At 48.3% G+C, this 23,657-nt stretch carries 19 protein-coding genes; 10 read left to right on the forward strand and 9 right to left on the reverse strand.

Translation table 11 applies throughout. The features are described 5' to 3' along the window. Positions 1-214: 214 nt before the first annotated feature. From KO518_RS16610 to rnr, 5 genes are all read right to left on the reverse strand, one after another. Entirely contained in the window at positions 215-2,332 is a 2,118-nt protein-coding gene (locus KO518_RS16610; RefSeq protein WP_216026985.1) for an ATP-binding protein, read from the reverse strand. 178 nt (positions 2,333-2,510) lie between these two features. Next, positions 2,511-3,893 (reverse strand): DUF4397 domain-containing protein, encoded by a 1,383-nt coding sequence (locus KO518_RS16615; protein ID WP_216026986.1) that lies wholly within the window; start codon positions 3,891-3,893, stop codon positions 2,511-2,513. A 222-nt stretch (positions 3,894-4,115) separates the two neighbouring features. After that, entirely contained in the window at positions 4,116-6,221 is a 2,106-nt protein-coding gene (locus KO518_RS16620) for a TonB-dependent siderophore receptor (RefSeq protein WP_252736247.1), read from the reverse strand. Between the two features lie 279 nt (positions 6,222-6,500). Next, positions 6,501-7,244, reverse strand: coding sequence for a 23S rRNA (guanosine(2251)-2'-O)-methyltransferase RlmB (gene rlmB / locus KO518_RS16625; protein ID WP_216026987.1), 744 nt, complete (start codon positions 7,242-7,244; stop codon positions 6,501-6,503). Beyond that, the gene (gene rnr, locus KO518_RS16630; RefSeq protein ID WP_216026988.1) at positions 7,245-9,605 is read right to left on the reverse strand and encodes a ribonuclease R; all 2,361 of its coding nucleotides are present in this window, start codon (positions 9,603-9,605) and stop codon (positions 7,245-7,247) included. A 156-nt stretch (positions 9,606-9,761) separates the two neighbouring features. Here rnr and KO518_RS16635 point away from each other — a divergent pair, with 156 nt between their 5' ends. Next, entirely contained in the window at positions 9,762-11,456 is a 1,695-nt protein-coding gene (locus KO518_RS16635) for an alkaline phosphatase (protein ID WP_216026989.1), read from the forward strand. A 22-nt stretch (positions 11,457-11,478) separates the two neighbouring features. On the opposite strand, the gene KO518_RS16640 is transcribed toward KO518_RS16635, so the two are convergent. Together KO518_RS16640 and KO518_RS16645 are read right to left on the reverse strand one after the other, a co-directional pair. Next, complete coding sequence (locus KO518_RS16640; protein ID WP_216026990.1) at positions 11,479-12,108, reverse strand: tetratricopeptide repeat protein; 630 nt, start codon at positions 12,106-12,108, stop codon at positions 11,479-11,481. 144 nt (positions 12,109-12,252) lie between these two features. Continuing rightward, the gene (locus KO518_RS16645; protein WP_216026991.1) at positions 12,253-12,498 is read right to left on the reverse strand and encodes a TIGR02647 family protein; all 246 of its coding nucleotides are present in this window, start codon (positions 12,496-12,498) and stop codon (positions 12,253-12,255) included. 283 nt (positions 12,499-12,781) lie between these two features. Here KO518_RS16645 and ubiD point away from each other — a divergent pair, with 283 nt between their 5' ends. From ubiD to KO518_RS16665, 4 genes are all read left to right on the forward strand, one after another. Beyond that, entirely contained in the window at positions 12,782-14,251 is a 1,470-nt protein-coding gene (gene ubiD / locus KO518_RS16650) for a 4-hydroxy-3-polyprenylbenzoate decarboxylase (RefSeq protein ID WP_216026992.1), read from the forward strand. A gap of 59 nt (positions 14,252-14,310) precedes the next feature. Next, positions 14,311-15,006, forward strand: coding sequence for an NAD(P)H-flavin reductase (gene fre, locus KO518_RS16655; protein ID WP_216026993.1), 696 nt, complete (start codon positions 14,311-14,313; stop codon positions 15,004-15,006). A 76-nt stretch (positions 15,007-15,082) separates the two neighbouring features. Beyond that, positions 15,083-16,423, forward strand: a complete 1,341-nt coding sequence (locus KO518_RS16660; protein WP_252736254.1) for a M28 family peptidase — start codon at positions 15,083-15,085, stop codon at positions 16,421-16,423. A gap of 140 nt (positions 16,424-16,563) precedes the next feature. Next, positions 16,564-17,547, forward strand: coding sequence for an ABC transporter substrate-binding protein (locus tag KO518_RS16665; protein ID WP_216026995.1), 984 nt, complete (start codon positions 16,564-16,566; stop codon positions 17,545-17,547). Between the two features lie 454 nt (positions 17,548-18,001). On the opposite strand, the gene KO518_RS16670 is transcribed toward KO518_RS16665, so the two are convergent. Together KO518_RS16670 and KO518_RS16675 are read right to left on the reverse strand one after the other, a co-directional pair. After that, on the reverse strand, positions 18,002-18,475 hold the full coding sequence (locus KO518_RS16670; protein WP_216026996.1) for an Lrp/AsnC family transcriptional regulator: 474 nt from the start codon (positions 18,473-18,475) through the stop codon (positions 18,002-18,004). Between the two features lie 51 nt (positions 18,476-18,526). Beyond that, on the reverse strand, positions 18,527-19,123 hold the full coding sequence (locus KO518_RS16675) for a LysE family translocator (protein ID WP_216026997.1): 597 nt from the start codon (positions 19,121-19,123) through the stop codon (positions 18,527-18,529). A 100-nt stretch (positions 19,124-19,223) separates the two neighbouring features. Between KO518_RS16675 and KO518_RS16680 the strand changes: the two genes are divergently transcribed. The 5 genes from KO518_RS16680 (at position 19,224) to KO518_RS16700 (ending at position 23,641) form a co-directional block, all read left to right on the forward strand. Continuing rightward, a complete protein-coding gene (locus KO518_RS16680) occupies positions 19,224-20,594 on the forward strand; it encodes a PLP-dependent aminotransferase family protein (RefSeq protein ID WP_216026998.1) in 1,371 nt (456 codons plus the stop codon). Positions 20,595-20,695: 101 nt separating this feature from the next. Beyond that, positions 20,696-20,911, forward strand: a complete 216-nt coding sequence (gene tatA / locus KO518_RS16685; RefSeq protein WP_216026999.1) for a twin-arginine translocase TatA/TatE family subunit — start codon at positions 20,696-20,698, stop codon at positions 20,909-20,911. Then, entirely contained in the window at positions 20,904-21,293 is a 390-nt protein-coding gene (locus KO518_RS16690; RefSeq protein WP_216027000.1) for a twin-arginine translocase TatA/TatE family subunit, read from the forward strand. Before tatA ends, KO518_RS16690 begins: the two co-directional genes overlap by 8 nt. Further along, positions 21,283-22,065: a twin-arginine translocase subunit TatC gene (gene tatC, locus KO518_RS16695; RefSeq protein ID WP_216027001.1), complete on the forward strand. Its 783-nt coding sequence runs from the start codon at positions 21,283-21,285 to the stop codon at positions 22,063-22,065. The genes KO518_RS16690 and tatC overlap by 11 nt, the downstream gene beginning before the upstream one ends. A 151-nt stretch (positions 22,066-22,216) precedes the next feature. Then, a complete protein-coding gene (locus KO518_RS16700) occupies positions 22,217-23,641 on the forward strand; it encodes an alkaline phosphatase PhoX (protein WP_216027002.1) in 1,425 nt (474 codons plus the stop codon). Positions 23,642-23,657: the final 16 nt, after the last annotated feature.

A 23,657-nucleotide genomic window follows, 5' to 3' on the forward strand; every position in this document is an offset into this window, starting at 1 on the left:
TTGCTGCTTTTATATACTTACCCCCATAAAAAGGGCGCGAAATGATAACAGAAAAGATTGGCAAGTGATAGCTTAAAAGTGAATTATTTTTAGACGATTTGCAGAACGGGGAAACAGCGAAAAATTGCCGGGACAAGAAAAGACTGTGTCGGGTTTGTCCTGCCAAAGCACGGAAAGAACCACGGTCCGTGGGGTCGGTATCACAGGTTGTGCATTAGGCCAGTAAATAACGATTAATGCAACGTTTAAATTGGATAGAATTAAGTGGTTTCGTCAAATAATCGTTCATACCCGCTAAAATACACTTTTCCCGCTCCCCCACCAACACGTTTGCCGTCAACGCAATCACCGGAATCAGCTGCGCAATATCACCGAGCTTGCGTATTTGTCTGGCTGCTTCATAGCCGTCCATAACCGGCATCTGACAATCCATGAGTATCAAATCGTAAGGCGAATTAACTGTCAGACTGCGAATGACCAGTTCTAATGCTTCTGCACCGTGTTGCGCTATGTCAGGTGCAATACCGAAACCTTTTAGGTGTTCGGAGACAACAATTTGATTTATTTCGTTATCTTCTACCACAAGAACGCGTTTTCCCTTCAGATCATCTTTTGGGAGCACTAGCTCGTTGGGTTTATCTTCTGCCCGGGTATTTTCACTTGCTCCGTCAGCTTGTGGCAGAGACAGAGCCACAATAAACGTAGACCCCTCACCCGGCTTGCTGTTTACCCTAATACCGCCATTCATGTGCTCTGCAATTTGCGACACAATGGATAGCCCTAACCCTGTGCCGCCAAATCGCCGGGTGGTTTCGCTATTTCCCTGCCTGAACGGGGAAAAGATCACAGATTGATGCTCCGGGGCGATGCCAACACCGCTATCTTGTACCACTATTTGCACCAGCAAATGGTTGTCGGCCTGAGGCATGGCTCGGGTTTTTATATTCACGGTGCCCTTATCAGTGAATTTGATGGCATTACTGATAAGGTTGGTAAAGATCTGACGTATACGGGTCGCATCGCCCATTACTGTCAGTCCGTCTGTTGCGGACGTATCCACATGCAATATCAACGACTTTTTCTGTGCTGCCAAACTGAACAACCGGTACTGTTCTTCAGCAATTCTGCTAATGGTAACTGGCATGCTCTCAAGCTCAAGTTCACCAGCGTCAATTTTTGAAAAGTCCAGAACGTCATTAATGATTTGTAATAAACTGTCTGCACTTTGCCTTGCGAGGGCGCAATACTCTTGTTGTTGGGGTTTGAGACTGGTTTTTTCCAGCACATCCAGCATACCCAGTACGCCGTTGATAGGTGTGCGAATTTCGTGGCTCATATTGGCCAAAAACAAACTTCTCGATTGCAACGCTTGTTCGGCGAACTGATGACGGCGCTCCAGCTCTTTGGATGCAAGTACCCGTTCGGTAACGTCCTGGGTGGCGCCAAAAAAGCGTACGCCGTCTTGGTAGCCTTTGTCCAGCATCCCCTGGGTTTGCACCCAAAACCTTCGACCGGAATGCGATATGGCTTCAAATTCATACGACCACAACTCCCCGGTTTCACTGCTTTGCCTGAACAGTGCGTGAATGGCATCCGAATCCTCTTCGCGCAAGACAAATTTCATTGTGGACGCAAGGGTAAGCGGGTAACCTTCGGGCACTTCATACAACGCCAATAAGGTATCAGACAAATACACAGTGTCTGTGGTCAAATCAACTTCCCAGGTTCCCACTTTGGCCAGTTCAGCCATATGTGTATGTAAGCGGTGCTGATATTCTAGTTTGTGTTGCAACGCCAGCAAGTCGTTTAGCTGTTCCTGACGTGACAACTCACTGCCCACCCACTCGGCGAGTAATACCACGTAGTCGAGTTCACTTTGGGTGAAGTCGGTATCGCGAGGCAATGGGCTGGAAAAATTCACCGTGCCGGTTCGTTTTCCGTTCACAAAGTAAGGAATACCAATATAGGCTTTCAACTCAAAATTCTGATAACAGGGATGGTGGCTACCCGGGTTGGTATTGGCGTCGTAGTACGCAGTAATCGCGTTAGCCTGCAAGGTGTCTTTGCAGTAGGTGTCACCCACCGAAAACTGCGCCCCTTCCTCAATGCTATTGTCGGGCGTTATCGCGCTTACCACGCGATAAATCTCGCCCTGAATATCGCTGACCACGCCCATTTCCAGCCCCAGGTTTTCAATACCCAGTTTTAACAGACGCTGGAGTTTTTCACTGGTCGACGTATTGGCTTCAGAAGAAATAGCATGTAGCGCTTTGAGTAGTTTCATATCGGCGGATGCGGTTACCTGATACAGCACTGTCGTGTCGTTTCCCATAGAGAAACTGACAGCTAGTTATCCCCAAATTGGTTACACTAATTGGTTACTAAATTGGTATAACAAATTGGTACTAATGTGACAAGAATAACACGCAAAACAAAAAACGGCAGAAAATTCACAAGAAATTTTCCGCCGTTTTTACACAGACCCGGCATGCAGCAAACCGGGCAATGGATTAATACAAGATTCTTATTTCATAACCAGTACTGCTGTCTTCAGCCGGTTCTACGGTGACGATGTAGTTTTCGTCTTCGGTAAAGCCATACAGGGCCGTGCGATCCAGCAGAACCTGCTCATCGTTTTCGTCTTCATAGACGGCAATCACTTCATAGTAATCTGATGGCAACACGACAGTATTGCTCTCACCAAATTCCATATTCAACGTGTAGTAATCGGCAGTATCGATCGTTTCGTCACTTCTTACGAGATAGAAATCAACATCTTCAAACTCGCCCACCAGATTTATAAAACTAACGGTTTTGTCATAGGATTGGGGCAGGCCACTTTCAACGAATGTAGCAGCACCGAGTTTGTTGTCAGCCACGTGGATCATAATGGCCTTGCTCTCGGCCTGATTCAACGTGATAAGCTTATTGTTAAGTGAAGCAACCTCACCATTATCCGCTTCCACTGTTACGCGGTAGTCACCGTATTTGATGGGAGTAAATTCAGATAGCTCACCTGCACTCAGTGTAAATACCGTGTCATCTTCGCCGTCGTTGCCACCGAAAGTAACCGTCAGAGGTGTATCAAGGTTTGAACTGTTGTAAATGCGATATTGAGCATCAGCGTCTACGTCGGTAATGTTAGTGACATAAGAAGAGTTCAACACCGCATCAATAGTCATGCCGTTTTGAATGGCGCCACTGATATCCCTTAGCGCTAAAACATATTCCGTATCGTAACTGAAAGACAGTGTTTGCGATTCAAAGAGGACTTCAGTTTCGCCGGGGTTGGTCAGGTAAATGGTGTATTCTCCGGAGTCGAAATCGTCACTGTCGTCATCGCCATCCCAGAAAGTAAGTTCCGATAACTCCTGATAAGAAATAGTACCTAAGAAGTTTGCCGCTTCGAAGGGGTCGCCATCTTCACTCAGGTAAAAATCGTACTGACTTTCATCTAGCATTGTACTCATCACCATTAAACGGAAGTGATCATCCAGTGATTCCCGTTCAAACTCAAATTCAATGAATTCTGGTTGACTGAAGTCACCAGTCAGTACGATAAGGGTTTTATAACCATCTCTCAGGTCAATGGTCATTTCTTCTACAACCACTTCCTGATCGTCAGAGTCTGTGCGGATAAATTCCAGTTCAAGCTCACCAGAATCAGTTGAGATCAGTGACGTAGAGTCGCCAAATTGCGCAGAGCCAAAAGCGTCACCATCCACTTCGCGCATGGTTACGGTGGCACTATTCGGAGAAGCGTTGTAAAACTGAATATACGAGTACGTATAATCAGAATTGTCATCGTCAGAGCCACCGCAGGCAGTGAGCCCGGTCGCTAATAACAGCAAACCTGTTAATTTTATCAGCGACGTAAAAGTTCGAAATACCATAAAAACCAATATCCTTAAAAAAGTAATGTGTCGAGTTCCGGCCAACCACGGAACGGGGGCTAGTTTACTTCGTTAAGGGTCGATCACCGGCACTTAGGTTCACGGCTTTACTCAACCTTTACACTGTTTACACTTCGCTGAATATTCTGACAAATTGATACACTTTAAACACAAAAAAGACCGAACAATGTCGGCCTTTTGTGGTGATGTAGTAGTTTTACATCAGAAGCGATAGGTGACACCCAGTCTGGCGTTAAGAGGCTGGCCGGTACTGATGTTGTTGTCGTTGTGCGCCGAGGGAAAATAATCGCGGTCAAACAGGTTATTGACGTTTAATTGCACAGAAAGTTGTTCGTCGTGAACGTAAAACACAGCCGCATCTACCCGGGTAAACGACGGCAACGTTACGTTATTGCTCAGCGACGCATATTGTTCAGCTTGATATAGCAAGCCTACACCTAACTGCCACTTGTCGTTTAGCGCGTATTTGTTCCACATACTAAACATATGTTTGGGAAGTTGGGCTAACCGCTGTCCTTCGCCGTCGCCATTGCCGGAAAGGGTGGTTTGATACCCTGACAAATAGCTGTAACCACCGGTGAATAACCACTGGTTAGTAATATTGCCTGTTAACTGAATTTCGAAACCATCGGTTTGTGTACCTGATAACAGAGATTCTTCCGGGTTGTCAGGGTTTACTGTAGCACCGTTCTCACGCTCTATATCAAAATACGCGGCAGACACATTCAGTCCATCAGTTATGTTCCATTTGGCCCCTATTTCGGTATTAGTAAATTCTTCGGCATCCAGTGCTTCGGTGGTGAGCGACAAAGTCAGAAACTGATCGCCCGAACGCGGCAGGAAAGACACACTGTGGCTGGCGTAAATCGACAACGCATCCACGGGTTTGTAGATCACACCGATTCTGGGTGAAACCTCGCTATCACTGCTGCTCAGCATGCCGTTATTTCCATCCGCACTGCCATTAGCGGCTTCAATTCTGTCAGTAACGTCAATTGTGAAGTCGTCATAGCGCAAGCCGGCAACCAATATCCAGTGGTCACCGAGACTGATCTCGTCCTGTACAAATGCAGACCATACAGTAACATCAGAAGACCGATCCCTTACCGCATCGGTCAGTGAGCGGGACGGAATTACCAACGGATCAGAAAATAGAAACGCGTACTGATCATCGTTGTTCGCTTCAAAAACGTTGTCCATTCTCGCGTTATCTGTATCCTGCTGCGCATATTCCGCGCCAGCCAGTACCGTATGCGATAGGCGACCCGTATCGAATAGTCCAATCGCATTTACTTGCCACAACAGGTTTTGTCGCTCTGTTGTATCCCGATAACCATCGAGGGTAACAAACTGGGTTTCTTCGTTAAACGCGGTAGGGTACAAATTCTGATAGGCCTTGTCGTAATCTGCCGATTGCAACGTTGTATTGACCGACCAGTGTTCAGAAATTCTATGATCAACCTTCACCCGAAAGATGTGAGCTTCCAGGGTGGTATTGTTAAAGCCGGCATCACCGAAAAACGTGTCATACACAGCATCGAGGGGTTTGCCATTAACGGACGGAATACCTCTGTCTACCAACCGGTCGTCATTCACGTATTCATAGGACGCATTGAATTGTGTGTCGTCATTGAACGTCCAGACATAGGTTGGATTAATGGCAAAGCGATCACCGTCTTTAAAGTCGCGGTGGTTATCCACATTGTCTGCTGCTGCGTTTAACCGAAATGCGTGATTTTCATCAATCGCAATATTGGAATCTACCGATACCCCACCGGCACCAAATGTATCTGTGTTTCCACTCACCGAAGTAAAACTGGTTTTGGTAGTGGCTGATTTAGTAACCCGGTTGACGATACCACCACCCCCACCACGTCCAAACAACAGCGCATTTGAGCCACGCATAATTTCGATGCGCTCGACGTTGTACAGCGGCCTGAAGTACTGTACGTCATCTCTGAGGCCATCCACAAAGAAGTCCGCCGTGGTATTTTGTCCCCGAATGGTAATTTGATCACGGTGATCTTCCCCTAACCCAATACTCACACCCGGCGTATACTGCATGGCGTCGGCAACGCTAAACATTCCCTGCTCTTCTATTTGTTGTTCACCAATAATAGATGCCGACTGCGGGACATTAATGAGTAAAGTGGGGGTTTTTACCGCATCAGCAACTTGCTGACCAAAAAATGCACCGCGAATTGTGATCCGCTCTACAGCCTCTTCCGAGGACGAATCTTCTGCCATTGCCAGCGGCCCGTTAACCAGCGCCGTCAGCACGCTTAAAGCGAGTATTGATTTGTTCAAAATGTGTGCCCTGTATTGAATTTACACTAATGCAGGTACTAATAATAACCATTCTCAATTATTTTTTAAGTTTTTTTTAATACCTTTTTAAGCTAAATTAAAAATACTTAAGTAAAGGAATGCTGAAAATGGGCAATTAGACACTAAAAAAATCATACTCAGCCACCCGCAGCCGTATTTCTGGTAACGGGTCAGCGAGAGGTACCTAATTTATGTGCTCTGAAGTTGGAAAGGGTTTTCTGAAACACCGCAGGCGCGCTTGCACCTGACAGTAGAAAATTAGCCGCGACTGCGTTGCCGAACAATCTCGTAAAGACAAACACCTGTGGCCACTGACACGTTGAGTGAGGAAACGGCACCAGCCATCGGCAATTTCACTAACTCATCGCAATTTTCCCGAGTTAATCTGCGCATGCCCTTGCCTTCTGCACCCATCACCAGCGCCGTTGGCCCCGTGAGTTTTACGTCGTAGATGAGCTGCTGTGCTTCACCGGCCGTGCCGATTACCCACACGCCTTTGTCTTGCAAATGCTTCAAGGTACGGGAAAGATTGGTAACCTGAATAAGCGGCACAGACTCTGCCGCTCCACACGCTACTTTTCTCGCCGTCGCCGTTAACCCGGCGGACTTATCTTTCGGCACCACTAGCGCCTGAACGCCGGCAGCATCAGCAGTACGCAAACAGGCACCAATATTATGCGGGTCGGTGACCCCATCGAGCACTAAAAGAAAGGGTTCATCGTGCCGTTCGAGTATGGCATCAAGGTCGGCTTCATCCATCACTCTTCCTGGCTTGGCTCTTGCCACCACGCCCTGGTGTTGCTCGCCGTTTACCTTATCGTCCAGCACTTTGCGCTGACAAAACTGAACGCTGATGCCAAATCGACGGGCCTGGTTTATAACCTGCTTTAACCTGTCATCATCCCGGCCCTTTAACACCAGTACTTCTAATACGCGCTCAGGTTCATTTTCCAGTACGGCCTGCATGGCGTGCAAACCGTATAGCCACTCTTGTTGTGCCATTTACTTCTTTCTGCCTTTATTTGCCCGGGATTTCGATTTCGGGCTCTTCGAAACCCGTTCCGTTTTGCTTTTGTTGTCTGCCCGCGGCTTTCCCTTGCCTCGTGATTCAGAGCGCCCCCGCTTATCGCCACCGGGTTTGTCTTTTTTAGCCGCGCTTCTCACCGGCACCTTCTTACCACCAGGCCCACGCAACACAGTGCTATCGAGCACCAGATCAATTTTTCGCTCGTCTAAATTTACCGCTGCGACTTTAACGGTCAGTGTGTCGCCCAGCCTAAACTGTCGCGCACCAGATTCGCCGTTTAGCGTTTGCTTTACGTCATCGTAACGGTAGTAGTCGTCATCCAGCGAAGTAATGTGTACCAAACCATCGATGTGATAATCGGTGATACGAACAAACAAACCAAAATTAGTCACAGAGCTCACGACGCCTTCAAAGCTACTGCCAACGTGGTCTTGCATAAACTCGCATTTGAGCCAGTCTGCGACGTCGCGAGTAGCGTCATCGGCCCGACGCTCTGTCATTGAGCATTGCTCGCCAAGCTGACTAATTTCTTCGTCGGTGTAGGCTTTTGCCCCGGTCACTTTCTGCTTTTGCTTCTTCAATATAGCTTTTATAGCGCGGTGCACCACAAGGTCGGGATAGCGACGAATGGGAGAGGTAAAGTGCGCATACGCATCGAGTGCAAGGCCAAAGTGCCCAAGGTTATCACCATCGTACACCGCTTGTTTCATTGACCGCAGCAACATGGTTTGAATGAGCTCCTGATCAGGTCGCTGACGGGTTTTTAAGACGACATCAGTGAAATCCGCGGGTCTGGCATCTTCAGTAATGCGATGAGGAATGCCCACTTCCTTTAAGTAAGAGGTAAATGCCGTGAGCCGGTCTGCGTCTGGTTTATCGTGAACGCGGTACAATGCTGGCATTGAATGCTGCTCGAGAAACTGTGCCGCACTCACATTTGCCATGATCATACACTCTTCAATCATCTTGTGCGCATCGTTGCGCACCACCGGCACTATGTTTTCAATTTTTCGTTGGGCGTTGAAAACAAATTTGCTTTCCTGGGTTTCAAATTCGATAGCGCCGCGCTGAGCCCGGGACTTTTTCAACGCCCGGTACAAATCGTGTAAGTTGCGCAAGTGAGGGACCTGCGCTTCATAACGCTGATGCAGTGCTTTGTCGCCCTGCAAAATCTGCCACACTTTGGTGTAAGTTAAGCGGGCGTGGGAATTCATTACCGCTTCGTAAAATTGGAAACTGTCCAGGTTGCCCTGCTCGGAAATGGTCATTTCGCATACCATACACAAGCGGTCAACCTCGGGATTCAACGAACACAATCCGTTTGACAGTACCTCCGGCAACATGGGAATAACCTGTTCGGGAAAATACACCGAGTTTCCCCGGTTTTGCGCTTCATTATCTAACGCGGTGCCCAGCTTTACGTAGCTGCTGACATCGGCAATAGCCACCCACAATTGCCAGCCGCCGTTGTCGAGAGGCTCACAAAAAACGGCATCATCGAAATCTCTGGCATCCTCACCATCGATGGTAACCAACGGGAGCTGACGTAAATCTATACGGCCGTTTTTCGCGTCTTCCGGTACCGTTTCACCAAATCGCTTCACATAGCGCTCGACGGCGTTTGGCCACACGTGGGGAATATCAAAGGTTCGCAACGCCATTTCGATTTCCATTCCCGGCGCCATGTGCTCGCCAAGAATTTCTACAATTTTGCCCACAGGACTTACGCGACGACGGGGTCTTTGTGTAATTTCGACCACCACAACCTGCCCCATTCTCGCCCCTTTTGTGGCTTCTGGCGGAATGATAATTTCGTGTTGCAAGCGGCTGTCATCAGGCACGACTACCGCTAAACCTTTTTCGGTGAAAAAGCGCCCAACAATTGGTTCACTGCGAGGTTCAATCACCTGATTGATAAAAGCCTCGCGCCGACCACGACGGTCTGTACCACTTTCTCTGGCCTCTACAATATCGTCGTGCATGAACAGGTTCATCTGGCCGGCGGAAATAAATAAATCACCGCTGTTGTCTTCAGGTCGCAAAAAACCATAGCCATCACGATGGCCAATCACTCGCCCCCGGATTAACTCGTCTTTGTTTTGCAGAGCATATTTCTTGTGCTTGGTAAACTGCACCTGCCCCTGACGCTCCATTGCGCGCAACCGGCGCTGAATACCTATACGACTGTCCTCCTCGAAAGCGTTGACCAACGAACAGATTTCAAGAAAAGACAGTGGTTTACCCTGCTCTTTCATAACAGACATTAAAAACTCCCGGCTCGCGACCGGATTATCGTACTTTTCTTTTTCTCGTTGGAAATGGGGATCGTCGCTCATGAACTCTCTTGATTAAATTTCTTTGTCGTCAGTATAACAGTTATTCACTCAAAACAATGAATTGTTCCCGGTTTTCTCTGCAACATTGAAACGCATCCGTCATATATCTGGTTTACTTTTGTAGTCCATGATATGTGAAGTATTAAAAGGTAACTTATGGATCGTCGACTCTTTCTCAAGCTCTCATCTGCATTAGGCGGGGGCGTAGTACTCTCCACACACCTCACCGGCTGTGCTTCTGGCAACAACCTGCCGCAAAATGCCGTGCTGTTCAGCCATGGCATCGCCAGTGGTGATCCATCGCAATCCAGCATTATGCTGTGGACCCGGGCCTTGCCTGAAACTAACTCACCGGTGGCAAATGTCCGCTGGGAGCTGGCCCGAGATAAAGAGTTTACCGATGTAATCAGAAGTGGTGATGCCAAGGCCAGTGCAAACCGCGATTATACCGTCAAGGTGGATGTGCGCGAGTTATCGCCCGGTACGCGCTATTACTATCGCTTCCTTACCGCAGAAAACGTCTCAGATACAGGGGAAACCCGCACACTGCCAACGGGCAACGTCAGCGAACTCAACCTGGCCCTGTTTTCCTGCTCAAATTATCCAGCAGGCTTCTTTAATGCATACACGGCTGCAGCAAACGACGACAGTATCGACTTTGTTCTCCACTTAGGTGATTACATCTACGAGTACGGCGCTGGCGAATGGGCAACCGACCACGCAGAAGCATTGGGCCGAACCTTCGCAGATAACAACACAGGGGAGATAGTTACCCTGGCTGACTACCGCAATCGCTATGCGGTCTATCGCACAGATAAGGGGCTCCGCGCACTGCATCAACGCAAACCCTTCATTGTGGTATGGGACGATCACGAAATCACCAATGACGTGTACACCACTGGCGCTGAAAACCACCAGCCAGATGAAGGTGATTTCTTTGCCCGCCGGGCTGCAGCAGTGCAGGCTTATTTCGAATGGATGCCCATTCGTCCACCAATGGGTGACACAGACCCCATTATTTATCGCACATTCGAATTTGGCGATCTGCTCTCATTGTATATGCTGGACACCCGGGTTATAGGCCGAGACAAACAACTCAGCTACGCCGACTACACCAACCCGCAAACCGGGGAGTTTGACAATATTGGGTTTGCCTCAGATTTAATGGCCCCAAACCGAACCTTGCTCGGCAGCCAACAACGCCAATGGCTGTTTGAACAAATAGACAATAGCCAGTCTGCCTGGCAGGCACTGGGCCAGCAGGTACTAATGGCAAAAATGCACTTCCCCGCTGAAATCTTCAGCGGCACGCCTCGCGAGAAAATTGGCGAAAAAATCGCTGAGTTAGCGGGCTATCGCAAGCAAATGATGGCAGGGCAATCAGTCGGCGACGACGTGTTGCACCGGTTGAACACCACCATGGCTTACAACCTGGATGCATGGGATGGATACCCCGAGGAAAGGGAATTGATTTACACCAAGTTCGCCGAAAAGGGCAAACCCGCCATCGTGTTTGCCGGTGATACCCACAATGGCTGGGGTAGCTACCTCACGACCGACGCCGGCAATAAAATAGGCGTCGAATTGGGCACGTCCAGTGTGTCGTCCCCCGGCATGGAAAGCTACTTAGAGCTGGATGAGCAACAAGCCAGGCAATTGTCGGAAGCGCTTCCCTTGATAGTCAAAGATCTACATTACTGTGATTTGCGTCAGCGAGGCTACATGACGGTGCGCTTTACCCATGAAAATGTAGAAGCGAAATGGATTTACGTCAGCACAATCACGGAAGAAACATTCACTATTGCAGACGTCCACACAGAAACTTACACAGCCGACGAGTTACTAGGCTAACGGGTCTATTTTCCAATGCCCGCTAGCTGTTTAATGGCCGGCGGGCTTTTCTTACGGCCCTGGGATGCATTAGCTTTTCCAGCTTCGTCAGATAACCGGCAATTTTGGCGTGAATTTGCTTGTCATCTGTAATGGCATTGTACAACCAATGGTATGTATCTTCGTAATCGTAAGGGCTGCCATAACCATCAACAAATAGCTGTGCCAATTGCAATAGCGCGTTAATATTGCCAAGGGCTGCAGCCTCGCGCAAATAAATCACCGCGCGCTTTTTATCGGTTTGCACCAAGGTACCTTTTGAATAGTACCGCCCGAGCTGTTCCAGTGCCGCCGGCAACCCTTGTTCAGCCGCTTCCTGCATGTAGCGAATGCCTCGTTTAGGGTTCGCATCGACACACACCCCCCATGCCAGCATGTCGCCCCATAGAAATTGAAAGGCCGGCTCTTTGAGCACTTCGGCATGGGCCTCTACGTCCTGCACCAACTGACAACGATCCGTCACCATGCGAGTGAGATGGGTGTTTTTGTTTATCATGCCAATCAGTTCATCCTGGGTGTACAACTGAACAGCTTTAATTTCCTGGGCGACAGAAAATACCGGCGCAAACAGACAGGCGAAAGAACATAGCAGCAGTGATAGACGTGTTTTCATCGATACGACCCGTGAATTTACCAAAACAAGGTGACAAGCAATAAGATACTGCATCATTGTTGTTAGTATCGACCAAAAACGCAATTTCTGAAATGTCACAGAAAAATTTGCGCTTCATTCTGTGACATAACTTTGCGCCAGGTGCTAGTTGAGCTTCATTGACAGTGCTAACTGAATACGACGGGCGTGTTCTGCCAGGTCAATACCCAAATCGGTAAGATAACCGCCATCGGGCTGAGTAATTACGCCCTTGGCGTAGAGCCGCTCTGCTGCATGCACCACGGATTGGCTGGCGTCATGATGGATTTTAAGCCCTTGCATAAGGCTGGTGGTGGGAAACTTCAGAATAAGGTTTAACTCGTCGACCATGTCCTGATCTACTAACACCATCACATTCTCCTGATTATATTGTTTGATTCACGCCACTCACTTAAGATTCTTCAGGCAGAGTGCAGCGCGTATCTGTATAACACTACCATTTGCCCTGACTGTCCAGATTAATTTGGTTCAAATGCCTCGTCATTGGTCGCATGCGCATTTGACGCGGTGATTTCACCTGCCCTCCGGTGACAAAAATTAAGTTTATGACACAGATGCACGGAGCTAAAACGACCGTGCTATTCAATGATATACTTCCCGTTACGACATCACTTAGGCATAGCACACGAACACGATGAAATACAAAGATTTGCGAGACTTTATTGAGCAACTCGAAGCGCGGGGTGAGTTAAAACGCATATCCAGGGAAATCGATACTGACCTTGAAATGACAGAAATTGCTGACCGCACCCTTCGCGCTAAAGGACCGGCACTGTTGTTCGAGAATCCCAAGGGGTCAACTATCCCCGTGTTGGCAAACCTGTTCGGCACCCCGGAACGGGTAGCGCTGGGTATGGGCCAAACCTCTGTGCATGCACTCCGTGAAGTAGGTAAACTGCTGGCATATTTAAAAGAACCGGAACCCCCAAAAGGGTTAAAAGACTTGTGGGAAAAACTCCCCGTATTCAAACAAGTGCTGAATATGCCGGTCAGGGAGGTGAAAAAAGCCCCGTGCCAGGAAGTCATTATTTCGGGAGACGACGTAGATTTAACCGCCCTGCCCATCCAGCGATGCTGGCCAGGCGATGCAGCCCCACTCATTACCTGGGGGTTAACCGTTTCAAAAGGTCCTCACAAGAAGCGCCAGAATTTGGGAATTTACCGGCAGCAGGTGATAGCCAAAAACAAAGTGATCATGCGTTGGTTGTCTCACCGGGGCGGTGCTCTGGATTTTCGCGAGTGGTGCCAGACACATCCCGGCGAACCCTACCCGGTTTCAGTTGCACTAGGTGCCGATCCCGCCACCATTTTAGGCGCGGTAACACCTGTGCCAGATACCCTTTCTGAATACGCTTTTGCCGGCTTACTAAGGGGCGGCAAAACTGAAGTCGTGAAATCAGTTTCCAATTCACTGCAAGTACCGGCCAGTGCGGAAATTGTCCTTGAAGGCTATATTGAACAAGGCGAATTGGCGCCAGAAGGCCCTTACGGCGACCACACCGGATACTACAATGAAGTAGATGACTTTCCGGTGTTCACTGTGACCCACATTACTCACCGAAAAAAACCCATTTACCACTCTACCTATACCGGTCGTCCGCCTGACGAACCGGCTATTCTTGGCGTCGCATTAAACGAAGTTTTCGTGCCGATTTTACAGAAGCAATTCCCGGAAATTGTCGATTTTTACCTGCCGCCAGAGGGCTGTTCTTACCGCATGGCGGTGGTTACCATGAAAAAACAATACCCCGGCCACGCCAAGCGGGTCATGATGGGAGTATGGTCTTTCCTCAGGCAATTTATGTACACCAAATTTGTCATTGTGTGTGACGATGATGTAGACGCTCGCAACTGGGAAGATGTGATATGGGCGATCACGACACGTATGGACCCGGCACGGGACACTGTCATGATCGAAAACACCCCCATAGACTACCTCGACTTTGCATCTCCTGTATCTGGCTTGGGTTCCAAAATGGGAATGGACGCCACCAATAAAATGCCCGGCGAGACAGACAGGGAATGGGGTACGCCTATTGTTATGGATGAACACGTGAAGCAGCGCGTTGATGACATCTGGGACAGTCTTGGTATCATGGAGTAAGGAACAGGGCGCAGGCGACAAGCAGAAGCGTCATAACTTCAAGCAATTAAAGAGTAAATATGTCGGAATTTCAGTGTAAGGTTACGGCAATCACGCCGTTGACTGAGGTCGTTTTTAAAGTTGAGTTAACGCCAGCGCAGCCTGTGAATTTTAAGGCCGGTCAGTACATCATGGTTCATATGGGCGAGAAAGATCAGCGGCCGTTTTCCATCGCAAATCCGGCTTATGACAATGGTCGTATAGAATTGCACATAGGCGCTGACGAGAAAAACACCTACGCCACTGAAGTTCTGGATAAAATGCGTACCGAGGGTGAAATAACCCTAAGTGGTGGCCATGGCAATGCCGGCTTACAGTCTGCTGAAGCCGATATTATCCTCATTGCCGGCGGTACTGGTTTCTCCTACACCTGGTCTATTCTTCAGCAAGTGCTGCATGAAAAGCCCGACGCCCGCGTCACTCTGTACTGGGGAGGTAAACACAAACAAGACCTCTACCTGTTCGATGAACTCACAGCATTAGCAGCCAGACACCCCCACTTCCAATTTAAACCGGTAGTAGAATTTCCTGAAGATGGCTGGCAAGGCAAAACAGGCTGGGTTCATAAAGCAGTGATGAGTGACCACCCTGAGATGTCATCCAAGCACGTTTATATTGCCGGTCGTTTCGAAATGGCTAAAGTAGCCAGGGATGATTTTGCCACCTGTGGTTTGAGCACCGACACACTATTTGGCGACGCTTACGCATTTATATAAAGCCGCGGATGCATAAAGCGCGGCAATAATATAAAAGACAGAAGGAGAGTTTATTATGCTGCGCAAGTACTTTGCGATGGCATGGGCAGTGTCGTTGCCGGCACTGTCAGCCCCCGCTTTTCACGACGACGCCCGTCTCCATGATATCGCTTCGGCCGTATCTGCCGAACGCATTGAAAAAGACATTACCACGTTAGTCGGCTTTGGAACCCGTCACACTTTATCTGATACCAAATCTGACAGCCGCGGTATTGGTGCTGCGCGACGCTGGATTCAGTCAGAATTTGAGCATATTTCTGATGACTGTGGGGGATGCCTTGAGGTCTTTACGGTAAGAGGCGTTATTAGCGGCGAACCCCGTATCCCGGATCCGGTAGAAGTGGTAAATGTTATTGCCATTCAACGGGGAACAACAGATCCAGGGCGTTACGTGATCATGTCCGGCGACATTGACTCCCGGGTATCTGACGTGATGGATTATACTTCAGACAGTCCGGGGGCAAATGACAACGCCTCAGGTGTGGCTGGTACCTTAGAAGCCGCCCGGGTACTGAGTAAGTACTCCTTCAATGGCACCATAGTGTATGCTGCCCTGTCAGGCGAAGAGCAAGGTCTGTTCGGTGGCAAAATACTGGCAGAAAAGGCCCAACGGGAAGGCTGGCGGATTAAAGCCGTGCTGAATAACGACATGATCGGTAATATCGAAGGTGTAAACGGGGTAATTAACAACACCACTGCGCGAATTTTTGCCGAGGGCACTCGTGTAACAGAGACCAGTGATGAAGCTCGTCTGCGACGTTTCACCGGCGGCGAAGTGGACTCTCCCAGCAGAAACCTCGCCCGGTATATCGACAAGTTGGCAGATCAGTACATCGAAAACCTCGACACCATGGTGATTTACCGCTTAGATCGTTTTCGTCGAGGCGGGCACCACCGCCCGTTCAACGATTTGGGGTACCCCGGTATCCGGATTATGGAAACCAACGAAAATTACACCCGCCAACATCAGGATTTGCGCAGCGAAAACGGCATTCAATACGGTGATACGATCGACGGTGTGAACATGGAATATGCAGCCAAGCTTACGGGGCTGAATGCTGTGAGTTTAGCCGCTATGTCCTGGGCTCCGTCGCCACCAGCAGAAGTGACAATAACGGGCGCCGTTCAACCTTCCACCACACTGAACTGGAAAGCCGCCAATGAAAAACAAAACCCGCAACTGGCAGGGTATAAGGTATACTGGCGGTATACTGACGCACCGCAATGGCAGTTTAGCCGCTTTGTGGGTAATGTCACCGAGGCGATCCTGGAAAACACAGTTATTGATAACTACTTTTTTGGTGTTGCCAGTGTCAGTAAAGATGGCATTGAGAGCCCCGTGGTCTACCCTGGCCCGGCCGGTAGCTTCGGCGACTAATATGCACAGAAAATACAAATCTGTTTCATCACATTAAAAGAGTGACAGGTGTTACTCTTTTTTTTCTTTTTCGCGTATATCACTACACTTTAGCGGCATTTACCGCTACGGTATCAAAGAAGCCTCAAAGGAAGTATTTGATGATTAAGCTGTTTCGTTTTTTCCTGTGTGTTTGTATTTGCGTGGCCAGCCCATTTGCAATGGCCACAGTGAAACTTGGCGCGTCTCCTCTGGCTACCTACGTAGACAATGACGGTGAACCTGCGCGCTTAAATACCATTGTGCAGGCAGCTTTTACCCGAATGAATCAAGATGTTGAACTGAGCGTGATGCGGCGCGCTTTTTTGGGCAGCGCTTTGTCGTCAGGTCAGTTAGACGGTGAATTCGCGTTTATTAGTTTAGATAACCAGGCTGACAACCTCTATTATTCCAAAGCTTATTTACCCCTTCGGCTATTTGTAGGCAGTAAACGCCCGAACGTAGCTGACATTTCCCTTATTGCGCAGTTACAAGACAGCCGAATTGCCGTTGAAAACCGGTTTGCCAACACCGACGACATCCGTCAGATACGCGAGATAAAATGGTCTCGAAACCCGACAACGTACGATACGTTTAAACAATTCGCTGACAACCGGGCCCCTTTCATACTGACGACAGAACTATTACTAGCAGATTTTAACCGTTTACTGATAGCCGATAGTGAAGAGCCGGTTTTCCTCTCTCCAGTGCCTTTGATCTCGAAAGGGTTTCACTTGGCGTTAACAAAAACCAGCCAAAACCAGACATTGATAAAACAATTTGATACCGTCATTGCCGACATGCAGAAAGACGGAAGTTTCAATGAATACCTGGGCGTTACCTGGCTACAAAAGGATATTGACGGCGACGGTACAGCAGATTTTATTACCTCCGGCAAGGTCTATCACCGGCCAGCTGAACAACCGTTCTTAAATGCTTTTCCCTTGGACGATACCAAACCCGGTGATGCCTCGTATTTTTACGTTAATGGTGTGGCATATACCACCTATGAAGAAGCCGAAATGGCTTTGGGTTCAGCCGCCCCTGATGAACCCGAGAGCTTTCTTGACCGCGAAGTTTACAAAAAAATCCTTAAACAGTGGTAATGCCCGCAAATTATTTTTTCGCCGAAACAAAAATAAAACCCAAAAAACTCAAACACTTAACTTTAAAATCAAAAGAATTTATCGTTAGGTGAACTTTTTTGATATGTAACACGTTAGACATATTACTGTCATAATACTATGATAGTAAGCGGGTTAATCAACAGGAGGGTTCATTATTATGCATGCGCTAACCAAGTCATTTACGCGGTTTTTTGAGCGGGCCCATCCATATACAGTGGCATACTATATTGGAAGGAAAAATGCTGAGAAAATTTTTGATTGTAAGATCAAGAAAAAGTCAAAGCTGCTCGCTGATTCACATCAGTAGCGTAAACACCCGATAAATAGGCCTTATTTTTAAGGCCTATTTTTATTTCAGGTCGCATAGGTCTCATCGTTGTTTTTTAGCACCTCCCCACCCGATGCTCCAGTAAGCGACAAGGTCAACGATCCTTTAAAGATGGGTCAGGGGCATTTCCGTAGAGTACTTGATTTGTTCCATGGCGAAACTGGACGTGACATCACCTAAATCAATGCCTGACACTAAGCGCTTGTAGAAGTGATCGAAACTGGCCATGTCCGTTACCAACACTTTAAGCAGATAGTCGTATTCGCCGGACATGCGGTAAAACTCCACCACTTCTTCAAAGGCCGATACGTGTCTGGCAAACTCTGTGAGCCAGTTAGCATGATGTGTTGCCGCTTTCACCTGCACAAACACTGTCATGGCCAACCCCAATTGTCTGGCGCTTAACAGCGCAACCTTTCGGGTAATATAGCCTCTTTCCTGCAGGCGCTGTATCCGACGCCAACAAGGGGTCGATGTCAAACCAACAGCGTCAGCAATTTCCTGTACTGGGGTATCAGAGTTTTGTTGTAAAATAGCAAGAATTGCTTTGTCTGTTTTATCCGGCCCTGCACTTTGCATGTTATTCCCATGTCTCGTGAACTTCACCCTAGGTTATCACTTGCGCCACAACTACGTCAGCCATAACGCCACAGATAAACCTATGAGCATTATGGCAAGAGAAGTAAAAATACCATATCGCATTCGGGGTACCTGCAGATATTCATGAATGACGCTGCCCAACACCATCCATGAACCATTTGCCAGAAAGCCGCTCACACAAAACACAACGATCAACTGTACACTGTCTGTTACCACGGTCTCCGGTGACACAAACTGACTATAAGCGGTGATCAGCATCATCCAGGCCTTGGGATTGAGAGGGTGTACAAGTAAACCTTTAAAAAAGCCCGGGGCAGACGGCTGGCTTTTCCCCACTTCTGCATAACGCACTTTCCACAGACCCCACGCCAAATAGAGAATATAAAGTGTTCCAAGCACTTTGATCGCCAACACTGCCGCAGGAAAACGCTGAAATAGCCCCCCCAGGCCAATACAAATAGCCAGCGCATTGGCCAGAAAACCCGCCACGATACCAAATAGCAGTGGAACAGTACTTTTCACCCCCAATTGAACACTGGTTCCCAGTAAAGTGAGATTCGCCGGTCCAGGAGAAAACGTCATGCTGGCGGCAAACGCCACCATCAAACCTAAATTGTGCCACTCCATTTCAATACTGCCCGTAATTGTGCCTATAATTCACATAATGTCAGAACAATTAACGTTCTGAAAAAATTAAATTGTTACCCTATCAATTATGGAAATGACTATGTGGATCCCTACAATTGATCACAATAGTGACCAGAAGCTTTACCAGCAAATAAGCGATGCCATTGTTCAGGCTATTTTAAATGGCGAGCTGAAAAGGGGTGAGCAGCTTCCCACAGTCAGAGCCCTTGCCAGCGCGCTTCACGTAACGCCCGGTACCATCAATCGCGCCTTCGATGAGGTGGCGGGAAAAGGCTTGCTAGATAAAACTCAAGGCAAAGGCACCTTTGTAAAAGCCCAGAAAAAGGCCCGAAATATCAGCGTTACTATGGTGGAAGGTCGCAACGATGTTTACGACTTCACAGTAAATCAACCGGCGCAACTGGATATTGACCCGCTTATCAGTCGCCACGTTAAAGCCATAGCTGAAAGCGCAAACAGCGCGCTTTGGTCTCAGTACGGTGATACCCGTGGGTGGCTTTCCCATCGAGAAGTGCTCGCAGGCTGGCTAAATGAACGGGGAACAGAAGTAGATCCCGCCCACCTCTTTTTACTCAACGGCGCACAACAGGGGCTGTTGTCGTCACTCATGTTGTTGTGTGAAAAGGGCGATACTGTCATGGTACAGGAAACCACGTTTTCCGGGATCAGATCCATCGCCACCCTGCTGGATTTAAACCTTCACCCGGTAGCCATGGATGACGAAGGTTTCGACGTAAATCATTTCAGACAACTGTGTAAGCACGCCACCAGTCAGGTATTAGCGATACTGCCCACTGCCCACAACCCCACCGGGAAAACCCTGTCTTTAGCCCGCCGCGAAAAACTGGTGAAAATAGCCAGGAAGTACGACATATTCATCGTCGAAGACGATTTATATCTCCACCACCGTCCAGTCACCCCACTTCAGGCCTTGGCGCCAGAACGAACATTTTACGTATCCGGTATGTCTAAGCGGATTGCTCCAGCCCTGCGGGTAGGCACACTGATTACACCACCTCAATACACTGATGCCATGACGCGTATCGTCCAAGCGCAAAGTTGGGTAATGCCATCTATGATGATGGAAATTGCAGCCAGGCTCATTACCAGTGGGGATGCCGCTGAAATAGAGCACGCCCGACGCCACGATATTGAAACCAGGCTTGCGCTGGCCAAGCGCACCCTTGGCGAAAAGCGAATGCAATATGACCCAGCTAATCAGCACCTATGGGTAAAACACTCGCCCCGCTTGGAAAACGCAGAAGTCATTGCGCGCTTAAATCAGTTGGGCGTTGATGCCCTTCCTTCTGTTTTCTTTCACATTACCCAAAAACCTTCCCCCCACATCAGGCTGTGCTTGGGAAACATGCCGTTAAAAAAATTGGAAACCGGCCTGGAAATTATTGCCAAGGCGCTTAACCCTTCGTTACCGGAACGATCAATTATCTGAGTAAGTGTTCATTTGTGAACACTATTTGTTCACATTTGTTTCACGAAGGAGTCATACTCACGCGCCAGCATAGTGTAATAGCAAATTACGGGTGTACAAAAATGGGCTTGAACGTCTGGCAATTATTACTGGTATTACTCATCGCTTTACTTTTATTTGGTCGCGGGCGAATTCCCGCCATTATGGGCGACCTCGCCGCTGGAATTAAGAGCTTTAAACACGGCGTAAAAGAAGACAACACCGACATTTCAAATACTTCAAACCAAAAGAAAGTTGATACAACGGGCGCTGTATCAGGTGAGCAGGAACATGTTTGATTTAAGTTTGCCGGAACTGTTTTTTGTTGGTGTTTTGGCATTGCTGATCATTGGCCCAAAAGATCTTCCGGAACTGTTTCAGTTGTTTGGAAAGTTGCTGGCCAAAATTCGCAGAATGTATGCCGACCTGCAGGGCAGCATGTCTCAACTTCAAAAAGAAGTAAATATCGTGTCTGGTAAAGCGCAGTCTGGAGACGAAAGTTGGCGCGAGTTACTTCCCCCTGAAATTAGTAATTTACCTGATGATTTCATTCCTGGGTCAATGTCTCGTGACGAACACAACACCAGGAATGCCCAGATACGCCAAGCGCAAACCCGGGCCCGCAGCATCAAAGACGCACAAAGCAACGGGACAAACCAAGGTGAGCCAAATGAACGATGACAACATTATCGCATCCAAAGCGCCATTGCTTTCTCACCTTATTGAGCTCCGCACCCGCCTGATTTATTGCCTTGTATTCTTTTTGCTCGTGTTTGGTGTGGCCTATTACTTTGCCACCGATATTTACCGCTTCTTACAACAGCCCCTGGTAGAGCAATTTAGCACTCAATCAGACCGACGTATGATTTACACGGGTTTGCAGGAAGCTTTCTTTACTTACATGAAGGTCGCATTTTTCACCGCGTTGTTTTTTTCCCTTCCCGTGATGTTAATGCAGGTATGGCGATTTCTTTCTCCCGGAATGTACTCTCACGAGAAGAGCGGTATGTTGCCAATGTTCATCATGACTCCGGTTTTGTTTATCGCAGGTGCAGCGTTGGCGTTTTACGTTGTTATGCCTGCCGCCTGGGAATTCTTCGTGAGCTTTGAGTCACTCGGTAACGAAGATGGTATTCGGGTTGAACTTGAAGCAAAGATGAGTGAATACCTGTCACTGGTACTCAAACTTATTATTGCATTTGGCTTGTCTTTCGAGCTTCCTGTTTTTCTGTTGGTACTGGCAAAAGCGAATTTAGTCAACGCCACATCGTTACGCCATTATCGCAGACACGCCATTGTCATTATCTTTTTGGTGGCTGCCGTAATCACTCCCCCTGATCTTATCTCACAAGTTGCACTGGGTACGCCCATCATATTGCTGTATGAGTTATCGGTTTTCCTGGTCGCCTTGGGTGAAAACCGCAAGCGCAGCGAAGAAACAGCCTCTGTGTAACACACCTGTATTGAAAGCGTAAAAGAAGTGGCGCATAAGCGTCATTTAGTTGGCGTAATGTTTTATCTGCAAGACCAAAAGGAGTCGTACCGTGAGGTTTACCGGGTTCCTAGTACTTTCACTAATAAAACAATCGTACAGGTATCAAAACATGTCACATGATAATTCACCGCTGAAATCAGCTCAGCCAGAGGTAAGCAGACGGGACTTTGTAAAAGGCAGTTCAGTGATTGCCGCGAGCACTGCCCTTACTTCACTTTCAACAAAGGCAGCGACACTGCCATACTCAGCCAGCTATGGCCCCCTGAGTATGAAGACTTGTAAAGCGACTGGTTTAGCGCTGCTGGCCTTACCAGAAGGCTTTGAATACACCTCTTACGGGTGGACGGGTCAAATACAATCCGACAGAACTATCACTCCTACAGATCACGACGGTATGGCGGTGGTAGCCGCCAAACAAAATATAATCTGCCTGGTTCGCAATCACGAACTCAGCCAAGGCGAAGGTGCCAAATGTGACCCTGCGAGCGGGCGAGGTATTTATAATCCGACCCAGTATGGTGGCACGACTAACATCTTGTTTGACGCTGACAGTGGCCGCTTCTTGTCTTCTTATAATAGTCTTGGTGGCACTATTCGCAACTGTGCAGGTGGCCTGACGCCATGGAGCACCTGGCTGTCTTGCGAAGAAACGTATCAGGAAAACAGTGGCTATTACCACGGTTATGTATTTGAAGTGCCAGGCTTTGGTATTTCTGATGGCAAGCCTATTCGCGAAATGGGCCGCTTCTCACATGAAGCCGTTGCCGTGGATCCTGCCACAGGTTTTGTTTACGAAACCGAAGACGCTGGCTCTTCGTGTTTTTATAAATTCGAACCAACTGGCGCTTATGGCGATTTGAAATCTGGTGGCCGTCTTTACGCTATGGTACTGAACAATACCAGTCGGGTAGATTTGCGTGGCGGACTGGTAGAAGGCACAACCTGGGACGTGAGCTGGCAAGAAGTGGCTGACCCTGATGCCATCAATCAGCGTTGCTTTGATCAAGCGTCTGACGCCGCAATTATCGAGCGCGGTGAAGGTTGTTGGTATGACGACGGAAAAATCTACTTTGTTTCCACGTCAGGTGGCGCTGCAAACCTTGGGCAAATATTCTGCTTCGACCCTCGCAAGCAAACACTGACATTAGTATTTGAATCCACCAGTGATTCAGAAGTCGATGGTCCGGACAACATTGCTGTTAGCCCACGCGGCAGCATCTTGATGTGTGAAGACGGTGGTTCAAACCCCAAACGCCTCGTTGGCCTCACACAAGCCGGTGAAACCTTCACGTTCTGTGAAAACCATATTGCACTGGACCAGGGTGACGTGCAAACCATTGATCAGGTTTACCCAGGTGTCGCGGAAAATTTCTGGGACAGTGTAGGACCCAGCATGAATGGCTCGAACCGTCGTAGCTTTTCAAGCCGAGAGTGGGCTGGAGCTTGCTTCCACGGTCGCTGGTTGTTTGTGAACGTACAATCTCCAGGTGTTACCTTTGCGATTACCGGTCCTTGGGAAAATGGCGCACTTTAAACAGATGACGGGGCTA

Source organism: Aestuariibacter sp. A3R04 (assembly GCF_018860805.1).
GTDB lineage: Bacteria > Pseudomonadota > Gammaproteobacteria > Enterobacterales > Alteromonadaceae > Alteromonas.